This is a genomic window from Microcoleus sp. F4-D5 (assembly GCF_036704885.1).
Taxonomy (GTDB): domain Bacteria; phylum Cyanobacteriota; class Cyanobacteriia; order Cyanobacteriales; family Microcoleaceae; genus Microcoleus.
This window is the reverse complement of record NZ_JAUBSX010000053.1, coordinates 13,997-38,462: the sequence shown is the minus strand read 5'-3', so window position 1 is coordinate 38,462 and position 24,466 is coordinate 13,997. Positions and strand designations below refer to the sequence as shown.

General features: G+C 45.8%; 25 protein-coding genes. 9 read left to right on the top strand and 16 right to left on the bottom strand.

Going from position 1 to position 24,466, the window contains the following annotated elements:
• The 3 genes from QUA80_RS22110 to QUA80_RS22100 form a co-directional block, all read right to left on the bottom strand.
• A partial coding sequence (locus QUA80_RS22110) for a leucine-rich repeat domain-containing protein (RefSeq protein WP_333427219.1) occupies positions 1 to 1,006 on the bottom strand: 1,006 nt, incomplete at its 3' end.
• 195 nt (positions 1,007 to 1,201) lie between these two features.
• Positions 1,202 to 2,242 carry an ABC transporter permease gene (locus QUA80_RS22105; RefSeq protein WP_333427218.1) on the bottom strand — a complete coding sequence of 347 codons (1,041 nt, stop codon included), beginning with the start codon at positions 2,240 to 2,242 and terminating at the stop codon, positions 1,202 to 1,204.
• 224 nt (positions 2,243 to 2,466) lie between these two features.
• On the bottom strand, positions 2,467 to 2,979 hold the full coding sequence (locus QUA80_RS22100) for an adenine phosphoribosyltransferase (protein ID WP_333427217.1): 513 nt from the start codon (positions 2,977 to 2,979) through the stop codon (positions 2,467 to 2,469).
• A gap of 237 nt (positions 2,980 to 3,216) precedes the next feature.
• Between QUA80_RS22100 and QUA80_RS22095 the strand changes: the two genes are divergently transcribed.
• Positions 3,217 to 4,383, top strand: a complete 1,167-nt coding sequence (locus QUA80_RS22095; RefSeq protein ID WP_333427216.1) for a pyridoxal phosphate-dependent aminotransferase — start codon at positions 3,217 to 3,219, stop codon at positions 4,381 to 4,383.
• Between the two features lie 242 nt (positions 4,384 to 4,625).
• Here the strand turns inward: QUA80_RS22095 and QUA80_RS22090 are convergent, their stop codons facing one another.
• The gene (locus QUA80_RS22090) at positions 4,626 to 5,399 is read right to left on the bottom strand and encodes an RNA polymerase sigma factor SigF (protein WP_333427215.1); all 774 of its coding nucleotides are present in this window, start codon (positions 5,397 to 5,399) and stop codon (positions 4,626 to 4,628) included.
• 488 nt (positions 5,400 to 5,887) lie between these two features.
• On the bottom strand, positions 5,888 to 6,730 hold the full coding sequence (locus tag QUA80_RS22085; RefSeq protein WP_333238428.1) for a photosystem II manganese-stabilizing polypeptide: 843 nt from the start codon (positions 6,728 to 6,730) through the stop codon (positions 5,888 to 5,890).
• Between the two features lie 401 nt (positions 6,731 to 7,131).
• Between QUA80_RS22085 and QUA80_RS22080 the strand changes: the two genes are divergently transcribed.
• Positions 7,132 to 7,494 (top strand): hypothetical protein, encoded by a 363-nt coding sequence (locus QUA80_RS22080; protein ID WP_333427214.1) that lies wholly within the window; start codon positions 7,132 to 7,134, stop codon positions 7,492 to 7,494.
• 160 nt (positions 7,495 to 7,654) lie between these two features.
• Here the strand turns inward: QUA80_RS22080 and QUA80_RS22075 are convergent, their stop codons facing one another.
• From QUA80_RS22075 to QUA80_RS22060, 4 genes are all read right to left on the bottom strand, one after another.
• Complete coding sequence (locus tag QUA80_RS22075) at positions 7,655 to 9,274, bottom strand: calcium-binding protein (RefSeq protein WP_333427213.1); 1,620 nt, start codon at positions 9,272 to 9,274, stop codon at positions 7,655 to 7,657.
• A 1,198-nt stretch (positions 9,275 to 10,472) separates the two neighbouring features.
• Complete coding sequence (locus QUA80_RS22070) at positions 10,473 to 10,676, bottom strand: hypothetical protein (RefSeq protein WP_333427212.1); 204 nt, start codon at positions 10,674 to 10,676, stop codon at positions 10,473 to 10,475.
• A gap of 21 nt (positions 10,677 to 10,697) precedes the next feature.
• Positions 10,698 to 10,856, bottom strand: a complete 159-nt coding sequence (locus tag QUA80_RS22065; protein ID WP_333427211.1) for a hypothetical protein — start codon at positions 10,854 to 10,856, stop codon at positions 10,698 to 10,700.
• 10 nt (positions 10,857 to 10,866) lie between these two features.
• Positions 10,867 to 11,865: a hypothetical protein gene (locus QUA80_RS22060; RefSeq protein WP_333427210.1), complete on the bottom strand. Its 999-nt coding sequence runs from the start codon at positions 11,863 to 11,865 to the stop codon at positions 10,867 to 10,869.
• Between the two features lie 346 nt (positions 11,866 to 12,211).
• Here QUA80_RS22060 and QUA80_RS22055 point away from each other — a divergent pair, with 346 nt between their 5' ends.
• Positions 12,212 to 12,511, top strand: a complete 300-nt coding sequence (locus QUA80_RS22055) for a helix-turn-helix transcriptional regulator (RefSeq protein ID WP_333427209.1) — start codon at positions 12,212 to 12,214, stop codon at positions 12,509 to 12,511.
• Between the two features lie 9 nt (positions 12,512 to 12,520).
• Here QUA80_RS22055 and QUA80_RS22050 read toward each other — a convergent pair whose 3' ends face one another.
• Positions 12,521 to 12,652, bottom strand: a complete 132-nt coding sequence (locus tag QUA80_RS22050; protein ID WP_333427208.1) for a hypothetical protein — start codon at positions 12,650 to 12,652, stop codon at positions 12,521 to 12,523.
• A gap of 173 nt (positions 12,653 to 12,825) precedes the next feature.
• Between QUA80_RS22050 and QUA80_RS22045 the strand changes: the two genes are divergently transcribed.
• The gene (locus QUA80_RS22045; protein ID WP_333427207.1) at positions 12,826 to 13,080 is read left to right on the top strand and encodes a helix-turn-helix transcriptional regulator; all 255 of its coding nucleotides are present in this window, start codon (positions 12,826 to 12,828) and stop codon (positions 13,078 to 13,080) included.
• A gap of 78 nt (positions 13,081 to 13,158) precedes the next feature.
• Positions 13,159 to 13,704: a GNAT family N-acetyltransferase gene (locus QUA80_RS22040; RefSeq protein ID WP_333427206.1), complete on the top strand. Its 546-nt coding sequence runs from the start codon at positions 13,159 to 13,161 to the stop codon at positions 13,702 to 13,704.
• A gap of 510 nt (positions 13,705 to 14,214) precedes the next feature.
• Here the strand turns inward: QUA80_RS22040 and QUA80_RS22035 are convergent.
• From QUA80_RS22035 to QUA80_RS22025, 3 genes are all read right to left on the bottom strand, one after another.
• Positions 14,215 to 14,454 carry a hypothetical protein gene (locus QUA80_RS22035; protein WP_333055573.1) on the bottom strand — a complete coding sequence of 80 codons (240 nt, stop codon included), beginning with the start codon at positions 14,452 to 14,454 and terminating at the stop codon, positions 14,215 to 14,217.
• A 71-nt stretch (positions 14,455 to 14,525) separates the two neighbouring features.
• Positions 14,526 to 14,939, bottom strand: coding sequence for an alternative ribosome rescue aminoacyl-tRNA hydrolase ArfB (arfB, locus tag QUA80_RS22030; RefSeq protein ID WP_333245526.1), 414 nt, complete (start codon positions 14,937 to 14,939; stop codon positions 14,526 to 14,528).
• Positions 14,940 to 15,011: 72 nt separating this feature from the next.
• Positions 15,012 to 15,482: a restriction endonuclease gene (locus tag QUA80_RS22025; RefSeq protein ID WP_333427205.1), complete on the bottom strand. Its 471-nt coding sequence runs from the start codon at positions 15,480 to 15,482 to the stop codon at positions 15,012 to 15,014.
• A 285-nt stretch (positions 15,483 to 15,767) separates the two neighbouring features.
• Here QUA80_RS22025 and QUA80_RS22020 point away from each other — a divergent pair, with 285 nt between their 5' ends.
• Together QUA80_RS22020 and QUA80_RS22015 are read left to right on the top strand one after the other, a co-directional pair.
• Complete coding sequence (locus QUA80_RS22020) at positions 15,768 to 16,727, top strand: NAD-dependent epimerase/dehydratase family protein (RefSeq protein ID WP_333427204.1); 960 nt, start codon at positions 15,768 to 15,770, stop codon at positions 16,725 to 16,727.
• Between the two features lie 302 nt (positions 16,728 to 17,029).
• On the top strand, positions 17,030 to 18,508 hold the full coding sequence (locus tag QUA80_RS22015; protein ID WP_333427203.1) for an alpha-amylase: 1,479 nt from the start codon (positions 17,030 to 17,032) through the stop codon (positions 18,506 to 18,508).
• 67 nt (positions 18,509 to 18,575) lie between these two features.
• On the opposite strand, the gene gnd is transcribed toward QUA80_RS22015, so the two are convergent.
• On the bottom strand, positions 18,576 to 20,030 hold the full coding sequence (gene gnd / locus QUA80_RS22010) for a decarboxylating NADP(+)-dependent phosphogluconate dehydrogenase (RefSeq protein ID WP_333427202.1): 1,455 nt from the start codon (positions 20,028 to 20,030) through the stop codon (positions 18,576 to 18,578).
• A 293-nt stretch (positions 20,031 to 20,323) separates the two neighbouring features.
• Here gnd and QUA80_RS22005 point away from each other — a divergent pair, with 293 nt between their 5' ends.
• Positions 20,324 to 20,746 (top strand): hypothetical protein, encoded by a 423-nt coding sequence (locus tag QUA80_RS22005; protein ID WP_333427201.1) that lies wholly within the window; start codon positions 20,324 to 20,326, stop codon positions 20,744 to 20,746.
• A 129-nt stretch (positions 20,747 to 20,875) separates the two neighbouring features.
• On the opposite strand, the gene QUA80_RS22000 is transcribed toward QUA80_RS22005, so the two are convergent.
• Positions 20,876 to 21,472 carry a Uma2 family endonuclease gene (locus QUA80_RS22000; RefSeq protein ID WP_333427200.1) on the bottom strand — a complete coding sequence of 199 codons (597 nt, stop codon included), beginning with the start codon at positions 21,470 to 21,472 and terminating at the stop codon, positions 20,876 to 20,878.
• A gap of 521 nt (positions 21,473 to 21,993) precedes the next feature.
• Between QUA80_RS22000 and QUA80_RS21995 the strand changes: the two genes are divergently transcribed.
• On the top strand, positions 21,994 to 22,449 hold the full coding sequence (locus QUA80_RS21995; protein WP_333427199.1) for a hypothetical protein: 456 nt from the start codon (positions 21,994 to 21,996) through the stop codon (positions 22,447 to 22,449).
• Between the two features lie 65 nt (positions 22,450 to 22,514).
• Here QUA80_RS21995 and QUA80_RS21990 read toward each other — a convergent pair whose 3' ends face one another.
• On the bottom strand, positions 22,515 to 24,419 hold the full coding sequence (locus QUA80_RS21990) for an ABC transporter ATP-binding protein (protein ID WP_333427198.1): 1,905 nt from the start codon (positions 24,417 to 24,419) through the stop codon (positions 22,515 to 22,517).
• Between the last annotated feature and the right edge of the window lie 47 nt (positions 24,420 to 24,466).

The following is a 24,466-nucleotide window of genomic DNA, read 5'->3' as shown; positions in this document are numbered from 1 at the left end:
TTTGATTGTTGCCCAGATACAGTGTTGTCAGATTGGTGAGCGAGCCGAGGAAGCTGATATCGGTAATTTGATTGTTGCCCAGATACAGTGTTGTCAGATTGGTGAGCGAGCCGAGGAAGCTGATATCGGTAATTTGATTGTTGTCGAGACTCAGTGTGGTCAGATTGGTGAGCGAGCCGAGGAAGCTGATGTCGGTAATTTGATTGTCGCCCAGATGCAGTGTGGTCAGATTGGTGAGCGAGCCGAGGAAGCTGATGTCGGTAATTTGATTGTGGTCCAGATGCAGTTCTGTCAGATTGGTGAGCGAGCCGAGGAAGCTGATGTCGGTAATTCTATTTCTGCCCAGATACAGTTCTGTCAGATTGGTGAGCGAGCCGAGGAAGCTGATATCGGTAATTTGATTGTCGCCCAGATGCAGTTCTGTCAGATTGGTGAGCGAGCCGAGGAAGCTGATGTCGGTAATTTGATTGTTGTCCAGAGCGAGTGTGGTCAGATTGGTGAGCGAGCCGAGGAAGCTGATGTCGGTAATGAGGAAGCTGATGTCGGTAATTTGATTCCCGACCAGAGCGAGTGTGGTCAGATGGGTGAGCGAGCCGAGGAAGCTGAAGTCGGTAATTTGATTGCTGCCCAGATTCAGTGTGGTCAGATTGGTGAGCGAGCCGAGGGAGCTGATGTCGGTAATTTGATTGCTGTAGAGATTCAGTGTGGTCAGATTGGTGAGCGAGCCGAGGATGCTGATGTCGATAATTTGATTGCTGCAGAGATCGAGTGTTGTTAGATTGGTGAGCGAGCCGAGGGAGCTGATGTCGGTAATTTCATTGTCACTGAGATCGAGTGTTGTCATGCTTGAAAGTATCTGCTCCGCTGCTTCAGGGTCATCAGTGCCAGCCTTTTGTAACAACACTTTAACTGTGTGCCTTGCCTCTTGTGAAAGACTGTCAATATGCCTGCACCAGTCCGCAAAGCTGCTCAAACTCATTGGCTCGTTTGATTGTTTTTCTGACATAAAACACTCCGAGATGGGTAATGGGGCATGGGGCATGGGTAATGAGAAGACTGTTGACAGTTGACAGTTGACAGTTGACAGTTGACTGATGACTGATGACTAATGACTAATGACTAATGACTAATGACTAATGACTGTTGACTGTTGACTATTACCAATCGCCCTTGCGTACCTTCTGTTACTGAGTTAAGTCTTCTATTTCAAATCTTCCAGCTTAATCCGAGGATCGACAGCTTTCAGCAGCAAATCCGCCAACAAATTCCCAACAATCAACATCGTCGCACCCATCATCAAACTTGCCATTACTAAATACAAATCTTGATTGTTCACCGCATCCAGAGTCAGCTTTCCCAAACCCGGCCAATTAAAGAAAAATTCGGCAATAAACGCACCGCTCAACAAACTAGCAAACTCAAAACCCAACAGCGTAATCAACGGATTAACTGCATTCCGCAAAGCGTGAACGTAAATTACTCGATCGTCCGGCAAACCTTTCGCCCGCGCTGTTCGGATGTAATCTTGACGCAGCACGTCCAACAATTGCCCGCGCATCAATCTTTGCAAACCCGCAAAACCAGTAAGGCTGAGGGCGACTGTTGGCAAAATTAAGTGCCAGCCGTAATCGAGGATTTGACCCCACCAAGGTAAGTCTGCGTGGTCGATACTTGTCATTCCTCCGACGGGAAACAGAGGCGAAGTATTCTGAGCAAAAAATAGCAGCAACAAAGCTGTAATAAAGCTGGGAAATCCTTGTCCGGTGTAGCTGACTACTTGCAAAACTCGATCGACTGTGCGGTTTTGATTGACGGCGGCGACAATTCCCAAGGGAATCGCGATCGCCCAAGTTACAATCAAAGATGCGATCGCCATCAATAAGGTCGCCGGTACCCGTTCCCACAGCAGCGAAGCTACGGATCGCTGATACACAAAACTCGTGCCAAAATTCCCCCGCGTCACAATTTGTTGCAGCCACAGCCAATACTGCACAATAGCTGGTTTATCTAAGCCGAACTGCTGTTCGAGTTGCTTGAGTGTCTCCGGCGAAATCTTCGGATTTTGGCTCAAAGTATCCAAGTAATTTCCCGGTGCTAGCTCAATAATTGCAAAACAAAGAGCCGATGCCAAAAATAGCGTTAAAAGTGCCTGCAACAGTCGCTTGACAACATAAGTAAATGTCTCGCTGCCAAACAGAGAATTCAACATCCGCCAATTTCGGTTTAACTTAAGAGAAGTCATAGGATTTTAGATTTTAGATTTTAGATTTTAGATTGAGTAATTGTGAATGATATTAATTTCGGTTGCATCGGAATGATTTAACCGCTCTTAACACAGAGATCGCAGAGGAAGAGAAGAGAGAAATGAATAATTCCGATGCAAAGGTCAAGGATATTATTTGTCAGTAGTTTTTACTCAGCAGTCAACTGTCAACTGTCAACTGTCAACTGTCAGCAGTTAACTAACTAATATTCTACTAGCGTGACGATCGGCACATCCGGCAATTTCTGCCTGCCGCCCAAAGCCTGCAATTCAATGATAAAAGCAAAACCGACCAGCTCGCAGCCAGCTTGCTCCAACAATTTAGCCGTCGCTGCCGCTGTTCCGCCAGTGGCGATTAAATCGTCCACAATCAGCACCCGGCTGCCGAGAGTCATGGCATCTCGGTGCATCTCCAGTCGATCGACACCGTATTCCAACTCGTACTCGGCAAAATGAACCGCACCTGGCAGTTTCCCCGGTTTGCGGACAGGAATAAAGCCTATTCCCATTTTGTAAGCCAAAGGCGCGCCAAAGATGAAGCCCCGGGATTCCATGCCCACCACATAGTCAACAGACATTGCAGAGCATTTTTCCGCTAAGCTGTCAACTGTATAGCTGAGCCCTTGCGGGTCGCGCAGCAAAGTTGTAATGTCTCGAAACAGAATTCCCGGCTTTGGGAAATCAGGAATGTCGCGAATCAGAGATTTGAGATCCATAAGCTTGCAGATCGGGGTTGAAGGTAACGAGGCATCAAAAATGGTACAATAATAACGTTAAAATTTAAAATATTAAAAATAAAAATTAAAACTAACAGCTTTTTTAATTTTTATTCTTTAATTGCTTAATCCTTTACGTACTATGTAAACAAATGTCATAATTCCCTAACAACAGGGTTGAATATCAACATTTGTCACCCTATGATCTAAAGTCAAAAATCTAATATCTAAAATCCAATGATTAAGTTGGCAGCACGAGTGGGTGAGGTTTCTCCTTCTATAACCTTGGCGATCGCCGCTAAGGCTAAAGCCATGAAGGCCGAAGGGATTGATGTTTGTAGTTTGAGTACGGGAGAACCAGACTTTGATACCCCCGAACACATTAAAGCAGCGGCAAAACAAGCTTTAGACGAGGGGAAGACTAAGTACGGCCCGGTGACTGGGGAACCGCAGTTAAAAGCTGCGATCGCCCGGAAACTCCGCGATGAGAACAATCTCAACTATCAACCGGAAAATATCATTGTCACCAACGGCGGCAAGCATTCCCTCTACAATCTGATGATGGCTGCGATCGATCCTGGAGATGAAGTAATTATTCCGGCTCCCTACTGGCTGAGCTACCCTGAAATGGTGAAACTCGCTAGCGGCAAGCCAGTAATTGTACGGACTGATGCTTCTACAGGATATAAAATTACACCGGAACAACTAAGTCGAGCGATTACTCCCAAAACCAAGTTATTTGTACTGAATTCGCCTTCTAACCCGACGGGAATGGTGTATACTCCGGCGGAAATAAAAGCATTGGCCCAGGTGATAGTCGATCGAGATATTTTAGTCGTTGCTGACGAGATTTACGAAAAAATTATATATGACGGTGCCCAACATGTCAGTATCGGTTCCCTAGGCAAAGAAATCTTCGATCGCACCCTGATCAGCAGCGGTTTTGCTAAAGCTTATTCGATGACAGGCTGGCGAGTCGGTTATTTGGCCGGACCGATCGAATTAATCAAAGCCACCAACACCATTCAAGGTCACAGTACCTCAAATGTGTGTACCTTTGCACAGTACGGCGCGATCGCAGCTTTGGAAAGCAGCCAAGAATCTGTCGAAAAAATGCGTCAAGCTTTTGCCCAAAGGCGTCAGGTAATATTTGAATTACTCGATGCTGTCCCCGGAATTAGCTGCATCAAACCAGATGGTGCTTTCTATATGTTTGTCAACATCAGCAAGACGGGAATGAATTCTCTGGCATTTTGCGACGCTTTGTTAGAACAGCAGCAAGTAGCAGTTATTCCGGGGATTGCTTTTGGTGCAGATGACCACGTTCGCTTGTCTTACGCCACCGATTTAGGCACAATTAAAAAAGCCGTAGACAGGCTAGATAAATTTGTCCGCAGTATCTAATACGAACACACCCAGACGCACGGGGATTAAAGAAACCGGGTTTTTCAACCCGTAGCGATCGCTATCACAGCGTATTATCCTAAAAACCCGGTTTCTGCGTAATTGATAACCAGCGTTGCCGTCACAGATAGTCCTGGCGGCGAGTTTACCCCAAATAGTTTTGAATTTTTTGTTTTGAATCTTGCATTTTGAATTAAATAGTTAACAAGTTTTTAGTTCATTTAACAACTCAAAACTCACAATTAAAGCTGTTTAGTCATGATTTCCTTGAGCAAATCCAGCCCCTTTTTAACTCGCCGAGAAACAGTCACCGCACTGATACCCAAGCGTTCGGCCGTTTCCTTCTGCGTCAAATCGTAGAGAAAAACAAATTCCAATATCTCGCGAGTCCGTTTTTCCAACATAGCCAAAGCTTGCTGTACGCGAATTTGATCCTCTTGCGCCAACTGAAAACTGCGATACTTGCTATCGGGTACCAATTCTCCCAGACAAGTAGCCCCCTCATCTTCATCTTGCATCGGCGCATCCAAACTCAGAGGAGATCTGTTGAGATGGGCTAACTTAATTTCTTGCCATTCTTCTACAGAAACCTCAAGGGCTGCTGCTACTTCAGCATCGGTAGGTTTGCGGTTGAACTGCACCTGCAAATCCTTGATCGCTGCGACAGATTTGCGTTCCAAGGACTGCCAGTGGCGGGGAAATCGCACAGAAGGGCTTTTGTCCCGCAAGTAGTGTTGAATTTCGCCCCGTATGTAGGGAATTGCAAAGGAACTAAAAGCGTGTCCCTTGGCGATATCAAACCGCTCGATCGCCCTGATCAACCCAATACACCCGACTTGCAGCAAATCGTCGTAGCTTTCACCGCACTGGTTGATCCAGTGGTAAACTTCTTTTCTTACCAGTCCAATATTCAGTTTAACTAACTGATTGCGGATTTCATTCGATCCACAAAGTTGATACTCGCGCAACAATTGCAAATTTTCGCTTTTTAGCTCGTTCGGCACTGTGGTAGACATGGCGGCATAAGGTTTGATAGAGCAGAGGACTGAGATTGCTTTAGATCGAGTTTCCAATATAGTCTAAAATAATTTACCTTTAGGTAGTGTAATCCTAGCACTTAATAGGTGTGATAGCGGACACACCAGTCAAGATTTGGAAACACGCAGCGATGGCGGGGTCATCCCAAGCTATGCGGCAGTAAGGCATAATTTTACCAGGTAGAAGGTATTCGGCACAATCCCGAATTTAACCGGGATATTTAACCGGAATTTTTTAACACTAAATTTTAACACTAAATTAGGATCTAAAAGCGGTTTGAATGCAATACTTTAATTAATTAAAAATCCTAACTTAAATAACTGCCTAGTAATCATACTTTTATCATAAGTTTAGTTATTAGTCAACAGTCCTAAGTTATGTTGCTCAAGACTGTTGGCTAATGAAGGGCGAGCAGTAGCTTTACGGAAAAAAACTACTCAAGTTCGATCGATCCTGAAAGCCAATTTTATGACACAGAAGGCTCAATGCGAGCGTAAAACAAACCCCGAATTTTCACGTCTAGAGCGGGTCTAGCTCCCAAATCGGTATCAGAAGGCTGCGTACTCTCAAAAATCCCGCCAATTTCGCCAGTGCCGCTGTTAACTTTAGCAACTTGGAGAGAAATTTTGCCCGCCTTGGTGCGAGTGTCAGCCAGCTTAACATTAGACCTTTGCAGTTTGGAATTGTCAGTAGCCGGAAGCGCTACAGCATTGTCGTAGCCAGTCGATACCCCGCGACCTTTAGGGTCTAAAAAGCCTGCGCTGCGGTAAGAAGGAACGTTAAAATTCCCTCGTAAATCGGTGGAAGTATTGATAGCAACCACTCCCGGTTCGGAACTGGCCACGAGTTCTTTAATGGTGAACAAGAAAGGTACTTGCTCTCCACCGGGTAACTGAATCGTAATTGCTTGAAAGTCCAAGCCGTCCTCTTCTGTGAAAGTCAGAGTTCCGTCAGTACCGACCTTGAGGGTACCTTGAACTTGGTCAATGCTCGACGTGAACCGGGTCAGCAATTTACCAGGCACAAATTCCGCCTCTTGGCGTTTGTTTGCTGGCTCTTCCTTCACAAAATAAGTTGTGGGCTGCAAACACAAACCAGTCAGTTTATAGGTGCCGCCCGCTTCGATGGGGATCGATCCCCTAGAAGTTTCTGCCAAGCTAGGGCAGTTATTAGCCAATCCAGTACCTCTAATCTGGTCGTAGGTGAGCAACTCGGTAGTCGCCACCGTCGTGTCAGGAGCAGAAGAACAAGCAACCAGCGCACTCATGCAAAATGCTAAAAGTGCAACAATTAAAGCACGATATTTCATTGCAAACCTCAATATCCAACATCGGATTATATTAAGAAAAAGCCCTACTTCGAGCAAAATATAATTGCCCGCCGGCAGGCTAGGCCAGCGCTTCGGGCAGCATTTAGATCCCGATCCCTCGCTTCACCGACACCCGCATCGACTTAAACAATCAAGCTAGTGCGCCGTGAAAATAAGCAAGAACTTATGATTCCTCAATCATGTTCCGATCGCAGCCCAATACACATGGTACGACGGGTTGTGCTCTTTTCCTGACTTGGACTGCAAATTAATATTGCTTAAGTCAACCTACTTAAGTTACTTTGCTTATGACCCCGAATGGCGATCGCCGCTAGCTCGATTAGTCGGCTGACCAAAAGGCTGGGGACAAAGGCCTTGTAGATTTCAAAGGAAGCAGCAGTATGGACAACGGCAAAGATTTAGAGTCAGAAAAGTTGCAGTCTCAAATGCAATCGCTGACAGAGGCGATTCGGACTTTAGCCGATAGTTGTCAAGGAGACAGTCTGCTGCTTTTGGCCCTGCTGCGGACGCTGGAAGCTTCGCACCGGGAAATTCGGGACGGTTTATTTCAAGCGTCTTTTCCCGACAACCGCCAAGCACTTTACAAACTGCTCAGGAATATTGAAGCCAATGGCGGCTGGCCTTACATCCACCGCATGAAACTTAGATCCCTCTTGGGGTACACCCAACAATTATCTCCCCTAGAAGATTCTCCAGCCGAGTCGCCAGAAGACTCGGCCGATACTCCGCAAGACATTAAATAGTCAGCACTTACGCACAGACTCTACCTGTAGGGTGTGCAGTACACACCTTACCACTACATATAGTGTAAAAAATGATTCCTGGCGTAAGTCCTAATAGTTTTGAGTTATGAGTTTGTGAGTTTATGTAAAACTCAAAACTCATAACTTAGCTGCGCGGCATCTAGAACCCAAATGGTGTAGAAAAATGTGTAGGAGTTAAGGGTGTCGGGTTCGGCACCGCCGTCGGGAATATCGGCGTCTGGCCGGGCATGGGCAATAGTCCGGGAGTCGGCTTCTGGGCAAGAGAACTCATTGACACCAGAGGCGAATCCTCAGGCGCGCTAACTGTCGGTGCAGTAGGAATCCTCGAAGCAGTCGGCGTCGGAGTCGGAGTCGGTGCTGCTGTGGGAGTCGGCGTCGGAGTCGGCGTCGGAGTTGGCGTCGGTGCTGCTGTGGGAGTCGGTGTCGGAGTTGGCGTCGGAGTTTCCGTTGGAGTCGGCGTCGGAGTCGGAGTCGGAGTCGGAGTCGGAGTCGGCGTCGGAGTTGGAGTCGGCGTCGGAGTCGGAGTCGGAGTCGGAGTCGGAGTCGGCGTCGGAGTCGGAGTCGGAGTCGGCGTCGGAGTTGGAGTTGGAGTCGGAGTCGGCGTCGGACTTGGCCTGGGGGTAACTGTCCCAGTCACAGCGATAAAATCATTGGCATCGATCAACGCCGCCGGAGTGTCTGTCAAAATTGCTAAAAGCTTGCCGTCGAGAGTAATTACTGTATCCCTGAGATTGGCACCGTTGCCTTGGCTAACTACCAGTTGACTGAAAGATAAATTGCTCGGCAGTCCAAAGAAATCCTCTGCCTCATTGTAATCAGTAATTAAAACCAAACTGCCAGGCCCGGCTCCCAATCCAAAGACATCGCTGCCGCTGCCCCCAGTCAGAGTATCCGAACCCTCACCTCCGATCAGAGAATCATTACCCTCTGCCCCAAATAAATTGTCATTGCCGAAACTGCCCAAAATTGTATCGTCGCCGAGACCTCCAGCCAAGGAGTCATCGTTAAAACCGCCGTCGAGAACATCATTACCTTTGCCACCAAACAGGAAGTCATTGCCTTCATCTCCCTGTACCGAGTCGTCGCCTTCATCGCCGCGAATCGTATCGGAACCGATGCCCCCAAAAGCTGTATCGTCAGCCTTGCCGCCGAATAATTGGTCGTTGCCGAAGTCTCCGAAGAGCGAATCGTTGTTGGCATTGCCGTACAAAGTGTCGTCGCCGTCGCTGGCACTCAAATAATCGTTGCCGTCACCGCCCAACAGTTGATCCCTACCGAGACCGCCGTTGAGAGAATCGTTCCCCGCATTCCCGTAGAGAAAGTCGTCATCACCATTCCCGAATACGGAATCGTCGCCGTCATTCCCTGTGAGGGTGTCGTTGCCTGTACCGCCGGCAATCACATCAAAGCCTGCGTTGCCACTAATTAAGTCGTCCCCTGCGTCTCCCAACACGCTGTCTATCCCGTCGTTGCCGTCGAGGATGTCGTTGCCCAAACCGCCGCGAATCGAGTCGTCGCCGTTCCCGCCGGAAGCAAAATCGCGCCCTTGGTTGCCAATGAGTTCGTCATTTCCTTCACCGCCAATCAGCGAATCTGCTCCGTCACCTCCAAGAAGCTGGTCGTTGCCGGCATCGCCGTCTAGGGTATCATCTCCTCCGGCACCCAGGGCCGTATCATCGCCATCTAAGCCTCGAATTCGATCGCCCAGCGGAGTTCCTAGAATAAAGTCGTTGCTGTCTGTGCCGATCAGGTTTGCCATACGGGATACACCGCTCCTCAATCAAATAAATTGTTTGAAATTATGTTAATCGCCTTCGTGACAAGGGATTGCTGCTTGCCTACGTTAGCATAGTTGAGATTTTGGCAATCTGGCGAAGGGGCGCGGGAAGTTGCGCTCGGGGCTGGTATAGTGCCCGATCGGCAATCTAATTTAGTTATTGCGGATTTTTTAAAAGAAAAATTAGTCGATCGGACTCCAGGAACTCAAACTAGACCAACGAAATGATGAATAATGAAAAATGAATAACCTTTTTGATTCGTGCTCGTTTTCAAAATTTTACTTCTGATAAGCTGTTCTACATTTAAATTATCTGTTAAAAAACTATTCTCCGTCTTGTGGGGAGTAGGGGTTGGGATCTTATAGCCCGCAGAGAACATACAATTTAAATTTGCGACAGCTTACCAAATCCGGGTTAGCTACCCCCTCTATTATGAGAAAAAGAAACTCCAAGGAATCTCGTTATTTTTACCTCAGCACGAGTGTCAGCTTCCCGCAGTCAAAAAACCAGCCAACCCTTCTCCATCATAACATATGCAAAAAGGTCATTTTTAAATTTAAAAATTTAAAAAAATGCTGTTATCATTTTACTAAAATTGAAAAAGCCTTACTTTTTGTGTAGTGTACTTTCTGAATTTACCACTAATAATGATAGCTAATTTAATCTTTAATTGTTGTCGGTTAAACTTAATTAAATCAGCTCAGATATTACTGCTAACAATCAATGCTGAAAATAAAATATTTACTGACAGTTCAGCGTTCGGATACCACAGCCTTTATGCTGCTTGATGTTCAAGATAATCAGGTCCCAAAAGCTCAGCGAAAAATTTCGTTATAACAACTTTTTCGATACTGTGCTAGCCAGCTCTATTAACTACTAAAAATATAATTCCGAACATTACTTACAACTCGGAACATTACGCGCGTCTGAGAAAGATTGCTACACCGATTTGCGACAAATGTCGCACCAGTGAAGAGCTTGTAGAGCCGATTATTTTATAACTTTATTCCTAACATTACTTACTACTCGGAACATTAACTGCCTTATTAAATCGTGCGCCCAAAAGAGTAAATAACTACTAAGTAAATCGGATGTTAAAGCAGGGTTTGCTAGAGGCACAATACCTTGACAAACAAACTCATCCTCCGCAAGGATACAGAACCTTGTTGTCTTCAGAAATCAGCAAAATTTCTGATATTCCGTCATCTCTTCAAACCCCAGAAAACATATTTGACACCAGCCATCCGCCCACAACGCCGGAACTTGAAACTTTGCCCCAGACTTGAGAATTTCGATCGCAATTGCAACTAATGTCGATCGCCCCCCTGCATCCCCAAATCTTATCAAATCCGATCGCCCGCGATATCTGTAGGGACACGGCATTGCCGTGTCCTTAGCCGTAACTTACCTGCGACAGCCTTGGGCGATCGCCCTTAACACCGCTAGCCGCACTTCTGGATAGGATTTCTCCAGCCCGTTGGCCCGAAAAATCCAGTGTCCGCCGCCCGCGTGTTCGATCGCAATTTTCTGTCCGTCAGGCAAAACTATTTGCCACCAATTCAACACAGTGGCTTTAATAAGGTGGCACTGAATTTCGTTCAGTTGAACCTCCATTAATTTCAGTTGGCGCATGATTGGATTTTGGGCAGATGACTTCATGATTTTTCTCTTTAAATGAATTCGACTGTTTCTCGGCTTTGATTTCAGTTTGCCGATTTTTCAACTTAACTTCACCTTCCGAACTTTTCGCATTTACTTCCCCTTCCGAAGTTTTCGCCTTTACTTCCCTTTTACCACCTTTAGGCTCAACTTTGACTCCAAAACCTTTAGACTTAACTTTGTCTTTAGCTGCAGTAGGACTCTTTTGGGCTACGGGCTTCTTAAACTCCGCGTCTAATTGGTCTAAAATCTCCTCTTGTTCGGGAGTATGTTCCGCTGGCTGCTCTAAGTTTCTGGGATTGTATTCGCCAACCAACCTTGCCAAAAATTCCGAAATTGACAGTCCGGCGGCGGCTGCTTTTTTCGTTAAAAGGGCGTAGGTGTCGGTTTTAATGCGAATTTGTTTGAGCCGGAGGTTGGGATTGTTGTCAACAGTTTCCGCAATCGTTACTGCGGTAATCCTTTCTTTGGGTATGAGATCAACAACTTCTTGCCACTTTTCCTGTAAAAGGCAGTTGCCGTATTGGTCGGTTACTGCGTGTTTGAACAAAGGGACAACTTGAGCAACGCAGCTAGGCAAAATCTCAAAGCCTGCTTTAATCAAGCGCAGGCAAATACTCGCAGCTTTGATAATTTGCGTGCAGTAAAAATACTGCCGACCTAACGCTTGTTCGCAGTAAGTTTTAAAAGTTTTGAACTTGCCTTTGTACAATCGCAGCTTTCGGATCGCGTCCAGCATGATTCCTTGCCGCACGTAGTCTAGAAATCCCCTTTTAATTTCGCCTGTCAGGTAGTCTAAATCGTGAAAGGGAGATTGATTCTGGATTTCTTCTTCAAAGTCTAGCAGCGGGCCTGCAAAGTGAAAGTTGTAGGCGACATCGCCTAGGTAGAAGTTGTCAAGGGATGTGGACATGATCTGGAATGGTTCGAGAAAGGGCACGATACCACGGAAGTTGTGCGATCGCAAAGTAGAAGTTTTGGTCTGGATCTTTGATACAATCTTGAGCTGGGTACTCTTGTGAGGTCGATCGACCTTTTACATGGCATCACCTCCTCGGCGTTGAGAAAAAAGGGGCTGGAGGTATGCGCCCAACCCCCGAAAATACGCTTGGGTATGCAGGCACAATTGATAGACACGAAAAATCCGGCGGTTTTTCAAACCTGCATTTTGACGAAAGTAGGCTCGCCCCGCCGCCTTTTTTAGGTGGATCTACATGAAGTGTACTTCATCAAAACAACCAAGTCAAGAGGTTAGATTCATGAAACAAGCTTCATGCACTGTGGAAGAAAATTTGCAAGAAAAGGAGAAGTCTCCATTGAGGCTTCTGAGAGAACAAGCTGGGCTAACCCGCCCTCAAGTCAAACAACATATCGGCGTTTCTGAGCGGATGCAAGCTGACTGGGAATCAGGAAAGTCCATGCCAACTGTTGAAAACGTAGCTGCACTGGCTAACCTGTACCAGGTTTCTCTAAAAACTATGTTTGAGCTTTTAGGATTAGACGTAACCAAAATTCCCGATGACTTACCAAGTCGATCGCCCTCGCCGAACGACAACTAACAAGCACATCTAAATCATGGCGTTGACATTTGATACAATTTTGAGTTGGGCTGTGAGGTCGATCGACCTTTTAAATGGCATCACCTCTTCGGCGTTGAGGAAAACAGGCTTGAGGTATGCGCCCTTGCCCCGAAAATACACTTGGGTATGCAGGCATCATGAGCAGACACTACAAATAAGACGGTTCTTCAAACCTGCATTTTGAGGAAACGAGGCTCGTTGAGCTGCCCTTTATCAGGTCATTTTTATCTCATTATGAGATGTCAATTTAATATTGTAAATTATGACATCTCAATATGAGATTTTACTGTCCAATGTCATCAAGAAAAGAACGAAGACAGGAGGGCAATTCACCATTGGAAGCCCTAAGAATCCACAAAACCGACTTATCACAAGATGAGTTTGCTTTTAAATGTGGGATTCCCCGCGCCACGTATCACAGATGGATATCTGGAGCAACAGAACCCAAATTTTCTCTCGAACAGTTGAAAGCAATTTGCCGAGAACTACAAATAGAAAAAATAGATGAACTTCCAGAGAGTTTTGGCCCGAAGAAGCAATCAAACTAGACCCAAAAAAGTTAAAAAATTACTACTGATACAATTAGTAAGTTAGGCGGATTGTACAGAGACAAAACGACAGCGCTAATGCAGAGTGAGAACCTACATTTCGAGCCACTCACGGATATCCATGCCAACGAGCTCTTTTCTATTCTGACCACACCCTCTGTCCTTGCCTTTATCGATCCAAATGGAAACTCACCGACTATAGAGGAGTTGAGGGCAGAGTACGTCGCCCGTTCTCACGGTCCTGTGGGTTTGGCGACACCTACCGAGCGATGGTTCAACATGGCGATACGGTTAAAAATCCCTCCCTCTCCAGCAATTGGTCGGCTTGAGGCGACAGCATACGGAGAGTGGGGCGAGGTAGCGTATTTATTAGGTGAAGCTTGGTGGGGAAAGGGATTGGCATTCGAGGCGATGCTCTGGTGGCACGATTACCTCGCTGCTGTCGCACCAGTAATCGAATGGTGGGCTACTGTGCATCCTCTGAATCAGAGGAGCATTCGCCTCTTGAAACGTCTTGGGTACAGGGAAGTGGACTCGAACCAGCGCCCGGAACTTCATTCATATGATTTGGGAGATTGCTGCTTTGTCCGCTCAGCACAGATAATGGGTAGAAACTACAAATAAGGCAGCTCGCTATCAACCAAAGCGTTTCCACCGTCCGGCCATTGGTAACAAGTTAAGCTAAGAAAGCATTTGTCATATCTATTCCGGTTACACTCCTGATGATGGGGAGTCGGGAGTCGGGAGTCGGGAGTGGGGGAAGGTGGAATTGCGCGACCTTGACTCGATCGTGCCCATATTTACTCGGATTTTGGGCCCAAAATTGAGATTTGGGCGATCGTGCGATCGTGCCGAGGGTAATATTTATACTTACTCCCTCTCAAATCGTGAATTTTCACTCCTAAAAAAGCAGTTTTTTTTGAGTAGTATTACTGATTGACAAATGCAATTAAGTCTTAACTTTTCACCAATGCCGTCCGGCTAAAGGAGCCGCCTTTCTCTTGTCTCTACGTTAAACAACCAAAGTTGTATTTTTTAGACAACCTAAAAAAGCAGATTATATCCCGCACTTCTTCAAGAAGTCGGGCATCTAACCAGCAAGTTATAAAGAGGATATTAAAGTAGGATTTGGTATTACTTACGGAGAACAGAAGTGATAATCACCGTAATAGTGGCGCTTGCAATCAAAGTGAAAGCAAGTTGCACAACCCATTGGGTAGCTTTCTGGTAGTTATCGAATTTGTCATTAAATCTGTCGGTTTTGTCATTAGTTTTTTCAACATCAGTTGATAATTTCTCAACTTCTGCCGATAGCTTATCTAGCTTTTCAATAACATCGGCTAGCGTCGGCTCGTTAGGTGCAGTAGTTGTCATTGTCGTTTCCTAAAATTAACCATCATTACCTACAATCATATCCTAATTTCAAGAGGAATTGAGACGATCGATCACTCGGTGACTTTCCCTCTCAAAGCTTTAATCTGCCCTCGCTTAGTTTTGCTGTCGAGACGCTTGCGCTGGGAACTACGAGTTGCTTTGCTGGGTTTGCGCGGTTTCGGTATGACGATCGCACTTTTAATCAGTTCTTGCAGCCGTCTCAAAGCCTCCTCCCGGTTTTGTTCCTGGCTGCGGTGTTCCTGGGCTTTGATGACAATCACACCTTCGGAGGTAATGCGCTGGTCGTTGATTTGCAACAAACGCTGCTTGTAGCGATCGGGCAATGAGGAAGCTGGGATATCAAAGCGCAAGTGAATCGCACTCGCGACTTTATTTACATTTTGTCCCCCCGCGCCTTGAGATCGAATCGCACTAATCTCGATTTCGCGATCGTCTATGAACACAGTGTTAGAAATTTGTAGCATGATTCATCAGTGAGATTAAAGATACTGGGAAAGCAGTGCATCTTTTATATATAACTTAATTTGGTAGATAAGTTATTTACAATTTTTTGCTGTCAGTATGAATTCGATGAGTTTTGTTCGATCCCATAACTCTACCTCGTTAGATTTAGCAAGTTTGCAAGCATTTTCTGTAAATCTGTTGTTGGTGATTACTATGCCTTTATTCCCTTGGTAATGTCTGACGGCTCCTGCTACTTCTTGAACTGCTTTAATCCCAACAGGATTTTTGCTTCTTTTCGCTTGAACTACGGTTTTTTCTCCATGTTTGTACAAAATTAAATCCGCCCCATAATCTTGGCTATCTTGAGTTAAAGTGACACTATAATCAAAGTTTATAAAATGAACCTCTAGAAATTTTTCAAACTCTTTTCCAGTCATTTCATCCACTTCCCGAATACCGCTGTCTAATAAACGCTTTTTTTCCTCTTGTTCTTTCACTGTATCCAATACCGCTACCGCAATTTCACCGAAAATAGCAGTAGCTCTTACTATAAAATGTTTCATAAAATTACCTTTATTTTAAAAAATGAGAAGTTATGATTGTACCAGATTTCGTCAGTATACTTATCTACCAAAATCACAAGCAGATTGCAATATTAATTACTGATAAATTTTACGTAAAATCCTCTTCTTTTAGATGCCCGACTTACTAAAGAAGTCGGGCATCTGGGTATTCTGTAGAAAAATACCAGCAACCGATCTCTAAAATAACTGCTTTTTCTATCAATAGAGGGTCGCGCCACGGCGGTCAAAAATAGTAAGCATATAGAAGACACGTTATCAAAACACATGACAGACACAAAGCTGAGCATTGTCATTACAGGCGCAGATACTGAACTCGGACAAGAAACCGTCCGGCAGTTTGTAGCGCTGGGACACAAAGTAACGGGATTGACACAGGACAAAGATGGTGCAGCAACCGTGCGTTCCCACGGCGGAATCGCGGTAGAAACCGATCCATCCAATCCTGTTGAACTCAGGGAGGCGATTCTGGCTGCTAATGCAGATGTGGTTGTAAACCTGACTCCCCAAAAGGCAAATACGCTGCTAAGCGATGGGCAAGATTGGAAAGGATTTGATAAAACTCTTTCGGCAACGACTGCTGCATTGCTGGCAGCGGTAAAAGACACAAATATTAAGTTGCTAATTCACACCAGCTACACTTTTCTGTATGGCAACACGAGGGATGCGACAGAAAGGACACCGCTGAGTATACCTGGTGATGACCCAATTTTCAAAATGGCGATCGCCACCGAAAACCAGGTCACAAACAGTCAGATTCCGGCTTGTGTATTGCGGCTGGGATACCTCTACGGGCCGCAATCAGAAGACTTGAAACTTTACATCAAATCGTTCAAACTCGGTCGTCCCTATTTTGCCGGGCCTGACAGCAATCTGGGAAACTGGCTGCATTTTGAGGATGCTGCCAGTGCCTTGGTACAGGTAGCCCAACAGCAACCGCAAGGTGAAATTTTTAATATTGTGGATGGTGTGCCGGTGTCTTTTGCTGATTTTATCGATCGATTTGCCTTCACGCTGGGCAGAAAACGCCCCGCGCACATCCCAATGTGGCTGACGCCGCTGGCACTCGTGTTAGTTGTCACCCCTCAACAAGTGGATTTGTTAAAGCTTTCTACTACCGTTGGGGGCGACTCATTCCGCAAGCAGTTTGGGTGGAGTCCGCGCTATCCCAGCTACCGGGAGGGGTTGCAACAAACGGTTGATACGTGGGGATCGAGTGCTGCTTAAATTGTTTTGATTCCTGGCACAGTTTGCTTTTAACTTGAATAACTTGGACTTGGGCTTTTTGTATCCACTCAAGTTCAAGTATCGTTCAAAGGGTGAGGCGATCGCTATTTAATGACGAATATATTAAAAGCTATCTCGGAAACAAACGTCAATGGATTTTAGATTTTAGAACTGCAACAAAACTTTTATCACACCCAAACCGGAGTTTTGGAAAAAATTAATGCGGATACAGTGACAATTGGCAATGCTGTAACCTAAGATCGCCTTAAATTTTCAGTATCATCTCGAGGCAAGGGTGAAAAATGGCAGATATCAACGGCACGATGATGCAATATTTCCACTGGTACATGGACGATCGAGGAACCCTGTGGGATGAGGTGAAAAACCAAGCTAAACAATTAGCAAATGCGGGTTTTACGGCACTGTGGCTGCCCCCTGCTTACAAAGGAATGGGCGGGAAAAGTGACGTTGGATATGGGGTGTACGACTTATTTGATTTGGGAGAATTCGACCAAAAAGGTTCAATTCGGACCAAATACGGTACTAAGCAGCAATACTTGGATGCGATCGCAGCCCTGCACCAATCTCAGATCCAAATCTATGCCGATGTAGTTATCAACCACAAAATGGGTGCAGATGCAGCAGAGATATTTAAGGCAACTCCTTATCCTTACCACAATCGGCTAAATCCCAAAGGTTGGTTGCAAGAAATCAAAAGCTACACCCATTTTAACTTTCCCGGACGCAAAGGTAAATATTCTCAATTTGAATGGCACTGGTGGCATTTTGACGCAGTAGACTACAACGAATACAATCCAGACGAACGCGGTACAGTCTATTTGGTAGAAGGGAGAATTTTTGATGACTATGTTGCCCTAGAAAATGGCAATTTTGCATATTTAATGGGGTGCGATCTGGATTTCCAGGATCGATGGGTAAGAGATGAAATTACACGCTGGGGTAAGTGGTATCTCGACACAACAGGTGCCGACGGTTTCCGTATAGATGCAATCAAGCACATATCGTCTTGGTTTTTTCCGGAATGGTTGGATGAATTGGAACGATATGTTGGCAAAGATTTGTTTGTTGTCGGTGAGTATTGGGCACCAAATATCGATATCCTGCACTGGTATGTCGGTTCAGTTAAGGGCAAAATGTCAGTTTTTGATGTGCCGCTGCATTACAACTTTCATTACGCCAGCCAACAGGGCGGTAACTACGATATGCGGCGCATCTTAGACGGTACAATGATGCAGCAGCAACCGACTCATGCAGTAACCTTTGTCGAAAACCACGACTCCCAACCGCTGCAAGCACTTGAATCTGTGGTAGAACCCTGGTTTAAACCTCTTGCTTATGCGATTATTCTATTGCGAAGAGAAGGTTATCCCTGCGTTTTCTACGGCGATTATTACGGTGCAGAATATGAAGATTGGGGGCGCGATGGCAATCGGTATAAGATTGTTTTGCCCTCTTATCGATCGCTAATTGACAAGTTTCTCCATGCTCGCAAACACTTCGCCTACGGCCCTCAATATGACTATTTCGATCATTGGAATACAATTGGCTGGACGAGATTGGGCAATCGGAAACATCCACAGGCAATGGCAGTAATTATGAGTGACGGTCCGGAGGGTTTCAAGTGGATGGAAGTTGGTAAACCTCATGCTAAGTTTGTGGATTTAACAGGGCATATTCAGGAACCTGTTTCTACTAACGAGTGGGGTTGGGGCGAGTTTCGCTGTCAAGGGGGTTCAGTATCCGTATGGGTTCAGGAATAACAGCGGTTTGTAGTAATATCATTAATCTATTTGTAAGGTGCGCCGAAACGCACCCTACAAAAATTAATTAATCGGTAGTACCGGTTTGCAGCGATTCTTTAGCAGTCTGCGTCCACTCCGAGTGGAAGAATTCGCCGCGCGGTTGGTCGGTGCGTTCGTAGGTGTGAGCCCCGAAATAATCACGCTGAGCTTGCGTGAGGTTTTGCGGCAATCGATCGCGCCGATAGCTGTCGAAATAGTCCAGCGACGCGCTAAAGGCTGGTACTGCAATTCCTAGTTGGCAAGCAGTAGCTAACACGTCCCGCCAAGCCGATTGGCGATCGAGAATGCTCTGTTTGAACTCCGGCGCTAACAGCAAATTCGGCAACGCGGGATCGTCCTTGAAAGCTTTTTTAATCTTGTCCAAAAATCCAGCCCGAATGATACAGCCACCCTTCCAAATTCGGGAAATTTCGCTCAAACTTAAGTCATAGTTGTACGACTTCGAGGCCGCGCTCAAAAGTGCCATACCTTGCGCGTAGGAGCAAATCTTCGAGCAGTAAAGCGCATCCCGGACTTTGTTCACAAACTCTTTAGTATCGCCTTCGTACTTGCCGCTAGGCCCGGTCAGTTGTTGGGAAGCTTTAACGCGCTCGTCTTTGTAAGAAGACATGATTCTCGCATTCACAGCAGCAATAATTGTCGGAATGCTCACGCCCAATTCCAAAGCACTCATTACAGTCCAGCGGCCGGTGCCTTTCTGACCGGCTGCGTCCATAATTACCTCAACTAAGGGTTGTTTAGTTTCCGGGTCAATGTATTTGAAAATGTTAGCCGTAATTTCAATCAAAAACGAGTTGAGTTCGTCTGTGGTATTCCATTCGGCAAAAACTTCGTGCAACTGCTGCGCGTTCAATCCACCAACGTTTTTTAGCAAATCGTAGGCTTCAGCAATGAGCTGCATATCCCCGTACTCAATGCCGTTGTGAACCATCTTCACGTAGTGACCGGCGCCACCGGGGCCGATGAATGTGACGCAGGGGCCGTCATCTACTTGAGCGGCAATTTTGGTGAGAATGGGCTCTAGTAGGCCGTAAGCAGTGCGGGTGCCGCCGGGCATCAAACTAGCACCGTTGAGGGCGCCTTCTTCGCCGCCGCTGATGCCCATGCCGACAAATCCCAGTCCGATCGATTCTAAATCTTTGGTGCGGCGTTCGGTGTCGTCGTATAGCGAGTTGCCGCCGTCAATAATCATGTCGCCCGGTGACAGCATGGGTTTGAGCTGGTCGATGACTGCATCTACGGGTTTCCCAGCTTGCACCATGACTAAGATTCGGCGCGGGGTTTCTAGGGCATTGACGAATTCTGTCAGAGTCTTGGTGCCTACAATGTTCTTGCCGGGGGCGCGCAGGGCCATGAAGTCGTCGGTTTTGGCTGCTGTCCGGTTGTACACAGCCACGGAGAAGCCTCTGCTTTCGACGTTGAGCGCTAGGTTTTCGCCCATCACTGCTAGACCGATTAAACCAAAATTTTGCTTTGTCATGCTAATAACCCGCTGGTTGTTCCCGCTTGATGATAGGTTTGCGAGAGAGGAAAGCGAGGCGGGGTGTAGCGCTTTCCGGTGGACAGAAAGTATTGGACAATAGACCTAGGAGGTTTAGGTTTATTTTTATATTCTCAGAATTGCTGTTTGGTAAATCAGTAGGGTTTTTTTAAGATTTAAGGGGTATTAATGACGCGGGCGGGTGATGATAAGGCAGGTATTATGTCGATCGCAGTAACGGTAGATACAAACAAGCGGACATTTTAAGGAAAATTGAGGAGACTGTTGTAACTATGGAAGATTTGCAGTATCTCGCGGCTTGGGTGAAAGAGCAACACGCTCGCGAGTATATTTTGACTTGGCTGCTGAGTCAACAGGGGCTGTGGTGGTCTGATGGGGATATTTATCAGGCCGTTTTGCAAAAGTCGGGAAAGCTTTTGAAAGCTTATGTTCAAAAAAGGCAAGCGGGAGAGTTATTTGAGGGAATTTCTGAGAAGTTGGTAGGAGATGAGAATTGGGATGATTTGGTGGTGAGTTTATCGCGAATTGTTGCGGTTTATCAAGAGGAATTGCTGAAGTTGCAAGAGCGAGATCGCCGGGGTGATGGGCTAAAAAAAAATTTGAATAGTAACCCATTGACTGGAGATCCTTTGCCGCTTTTGGAGGTGCAGCAAGCTTTGCCCGATCCTTATGCGGATACGCTGACGGGGAGATAATTGCTCATCATTTGTGTGGATGGAGGCTCATCTCAGAAACCGGGTTTCTTCCCTTATTTCTCGTACTCAACTCAAATTGTCCCAGAAACCCGGTTTCTCGCCACTTGGGCAACAGTTCTGGATCTAGATTCAAGGATTGAGAATAGGTGTAAGATCGAGGAGAAATCCGGGGAGTACATCTTCACCCGAAAGTGTAGGCGGTTGGTCAAAAGAGAAATTAATCACTTCTGCTACATCTTCAGACAACCGATAGATTTCTACTAAAGGCGTTTGGGGGTCAATTAGCCAACCTAAGCGACAGCCGTTAGTTCGATAATACCGCATTTTAGCCCGCAAGGTTTCTAGGGAATCAGTTTGCGATCGCAATTCTATTACAAAGTCCGGGCACAGGGGAGGAAATTTGCGCTTATCTTCTGCGGATAATGCTTCCCAACGTTCTCGGAGTACCCAAGAAACATCGGGAGAACGCTTCGCACCGTTGGGTAATTGAAAGACGGTGGAAGAGTCAAAGACTTTTCCTAATTGAGTCCGTTCATTCCACAAGCCGACTCGTAGGTTGAGATCGGAATTTCTGATGCCGCTTTCGCCGCCTGTTGGAGGCATAATAATTAGTTCTCCTTCGGGGGTTTGTTCTAATCGCCACTCTTCATTAGCGATGGACAATTGATAAAATTGTTCGTCGGTTAAACCGACGGCGGCAGGTAGGTTGAGAGTTATAGTTTCCATCGTTGATATTATCGCCAACTAGGTTGGTCTTATTATAACTCGCACTTTCTGACAATTTTCTCAAAAAGATCGCACGCTCAGAAACCGGGTTTCTTCCGATATTTCTCGTGCGAGGCCGCAAATTGTCGCAGAAACCCGGTTTCTCGCCACGCAGCGACAGAAATGCGATTCCCTACGGGATAGCTGCGCTTCACGTGAATTCGTCATTGGGTGCGGGGGGGTTTATATAGATTGTTGGTGAGAGTTAGAGATGGTTGATGAACCCGCCCCTACGGGAATTATGTTTATTTAACTCTAAATGTGGGATTTAATGCGCGATCGAAAAGTAAATTTAGTTTAGTATGTAATTGAGGTAGCTCTTTCAGTGTGACTGCTCATGTGTTCGAGGTGGATGCTTGCCGAACTCGATCGAGAAAAGGAGAACCCAACATGGGGTAAGAATGAGTTGGCATAGATGAGAAAATTGCGGTATTTTTAAGTTATAATGTTTAAGTAGTTCCATTAGTATGGAGACATTAAACGTGCTAAAACGCAAGCTTTTCGATGAATACGGTGGATTTCGTGACAAACGAATTAAAAATTTTGACAAGGGTGAGCGTTTTATTATCGACGATCGCTCTCCTACCCAAGATTTTGGTTCGCAGGGATTATATTCATATTTTTGTGAGATATTTGCAGATGTGATTTCAGAAGGTAAAGTTAGAGTTGTTTTATCTGGGAATATTCCAATTAATCAAGGCGTGACAGACTGGATTGCAAGCCATCAAACAGAATTTCGTAATGATGGCAGTTACCTGTCATTTACTGTCGAAAAAGGACAAGAACACACCGTTAATGAGTTGGCTGAGCTTATTGAATCTATAGTTGCTCCGGGTGGAGAGCACTATGATACTTCGAGCTACAAGTATGTTTGTCCTAGGACAGCTAAATCACTTCGTCGGTTTGTAAATATACTTAAAGAATACTGGAACGCTTAGCCATACTTTCAAAAACCTGTTTCTGGTACTCATCAGGCTAACATCGTATGTCAACTGTCAACTGTTTAAATATAGCTGCTAGCTTGACGGGTGAACATTGAGCAGTAAATTCCGTTTGATGCTATCAATTCGTCGTGAGTTCCTATTTCTGCTATTTTACCGTTTTCCATCACGGCGATGCGATCGGCTATTTTTGCTAATCCCAATCTGTGACTGATGACTATGGTTGTTTTCCCGGCGGCTATTTGGCGGAAGATGCTGTAAATTTCGTGTTCTGTCTTGGGGTCTAGGGCGGCGGTCGGTTCGTCAAAAATGAGCACTTCGGCTGTAGAAAGCCGCATTAAGGCGCGGGCGATCGCAATTCTTTGCCACTGTCCCCCCGATAAGTCTATGCCGTCTTCTAATTGTTTCCCTAGGGGTGTTTCTAAACCTTGCTCTAAACTATTGACTTTGGCGCTAATTCCTGCTTCGGAAATAGCTTCGTTAATTGCGGTGTCATCTGACAGTGAAAGCAAGTCGCCGAAACCGACGTTTTCGCGGACTGTGGAGGGGAAACGGGCGTAATCTTGCATGACGACGGCGATGCGCGATCGCACGTATGCTAGAGAGTACGATCGCAAATCTTTGCCGTTCCAGGCGATCGTACCGCTTGTCGGGTCGTACAGGCGGCCGAGGAGTTTGCCAAGAGTTGTTTTACCCGTGCCATTTTCACCAACAAGCACTAGCATTTCACCCGGATTAATGGTTAAGTTGATATCCTCAACCGTGCTTTTATTGCTACCGGGATAGCAGAAAGATAAATGCTTAATCTCGATACCAATTTTATCTTTTGTGGGGCGGGAATCTTGCCCGCGATCTTGTAATTGATTTGTGGCACGGGCATCTTGCCCGTCTTCTGGTAAACTAGGCAGGCGAGACGCCACATCTCCAAGCGGAGACTGCAATTCTGGCTTGAGTTCCAAAAGTTGAAAAATAGGACTAACGCCCAAGGAAATATCGTACAAATTAGCATAATTGCCTATAAGTAATTGCAAACTTTGCTCCACCTGAACAATCAAACCCGAATACAGCGCCAAATCTCCCAAAGTATAGCGACCACCCAAAGCTCCCATTACCACATAAACAAATGGCAAAGCTACTCCTATTCTACTAAACACTGACCACAAAAGTAAAACAATTGCTCCTTTTTTTCGGATTTGCTGCATCTCGCTAAAAAATTGCAAAAATTGACCCTGCCAGCGTTTGAGCCAAAGTTCCTGCAAGCCAAACAAACGCAATTCTTTAGCATATTCTTCGCCCGTCAAGACTCTAGCGGATAAGTTCATCTCGCGGCTAATTTTAGCTTGTTTTCTTTGAACTCTCCAGATGATTTTGCTATATTTTCTTTGGATGTAAATTGAGGGACAGGATGAAATCAACATCACCACTGGCACCCACCAAGCTATTGCAGCAGCAAGGCCTATCGATGGAATAAATATAAAAATTCCCGTGATGGTCATGCTGATGGTAAATGCTAGTTGCTGTATTTTGAATACTCCGGTTTTTGCTAGTTCTACAATATTTAATAGTTCGGGGTTTTCAAACAGGGCAATATCGTCGAAATTGGCGACTTTTTCCAGGACTTTTCCTTCGACAAAGCCTTGAACGCGATCGCGCAAAGATGTAGCTGCAAAAGAGCTCATTGTGTCTAGGGCATCGCCGACTAACCTAAGACTTAAGACTCCGGCAATACTCCACAGCAATATTGGCCGGGAAAGCATCAAAGCAAGGGGCTGTGCTGTTTGGGTTTGCGACAGCAACCGAGATACTTCATCGATAATTAATTTATCTAAAAATAGCACGGCAGATGGGGCAGCACCGCTGATAATGTTGAGTATTATTAAATGGCGGAGTTCAATTGGTGCGGCTTTGATTATCAGGCCGAGGCTGCGCCACAGAGATTGGAATGTGGTAATTTGGATGGGTTGCATTATTTGTGGGTAGGTGTCGGGTCTACTCATCCCCGGACGGTATATTA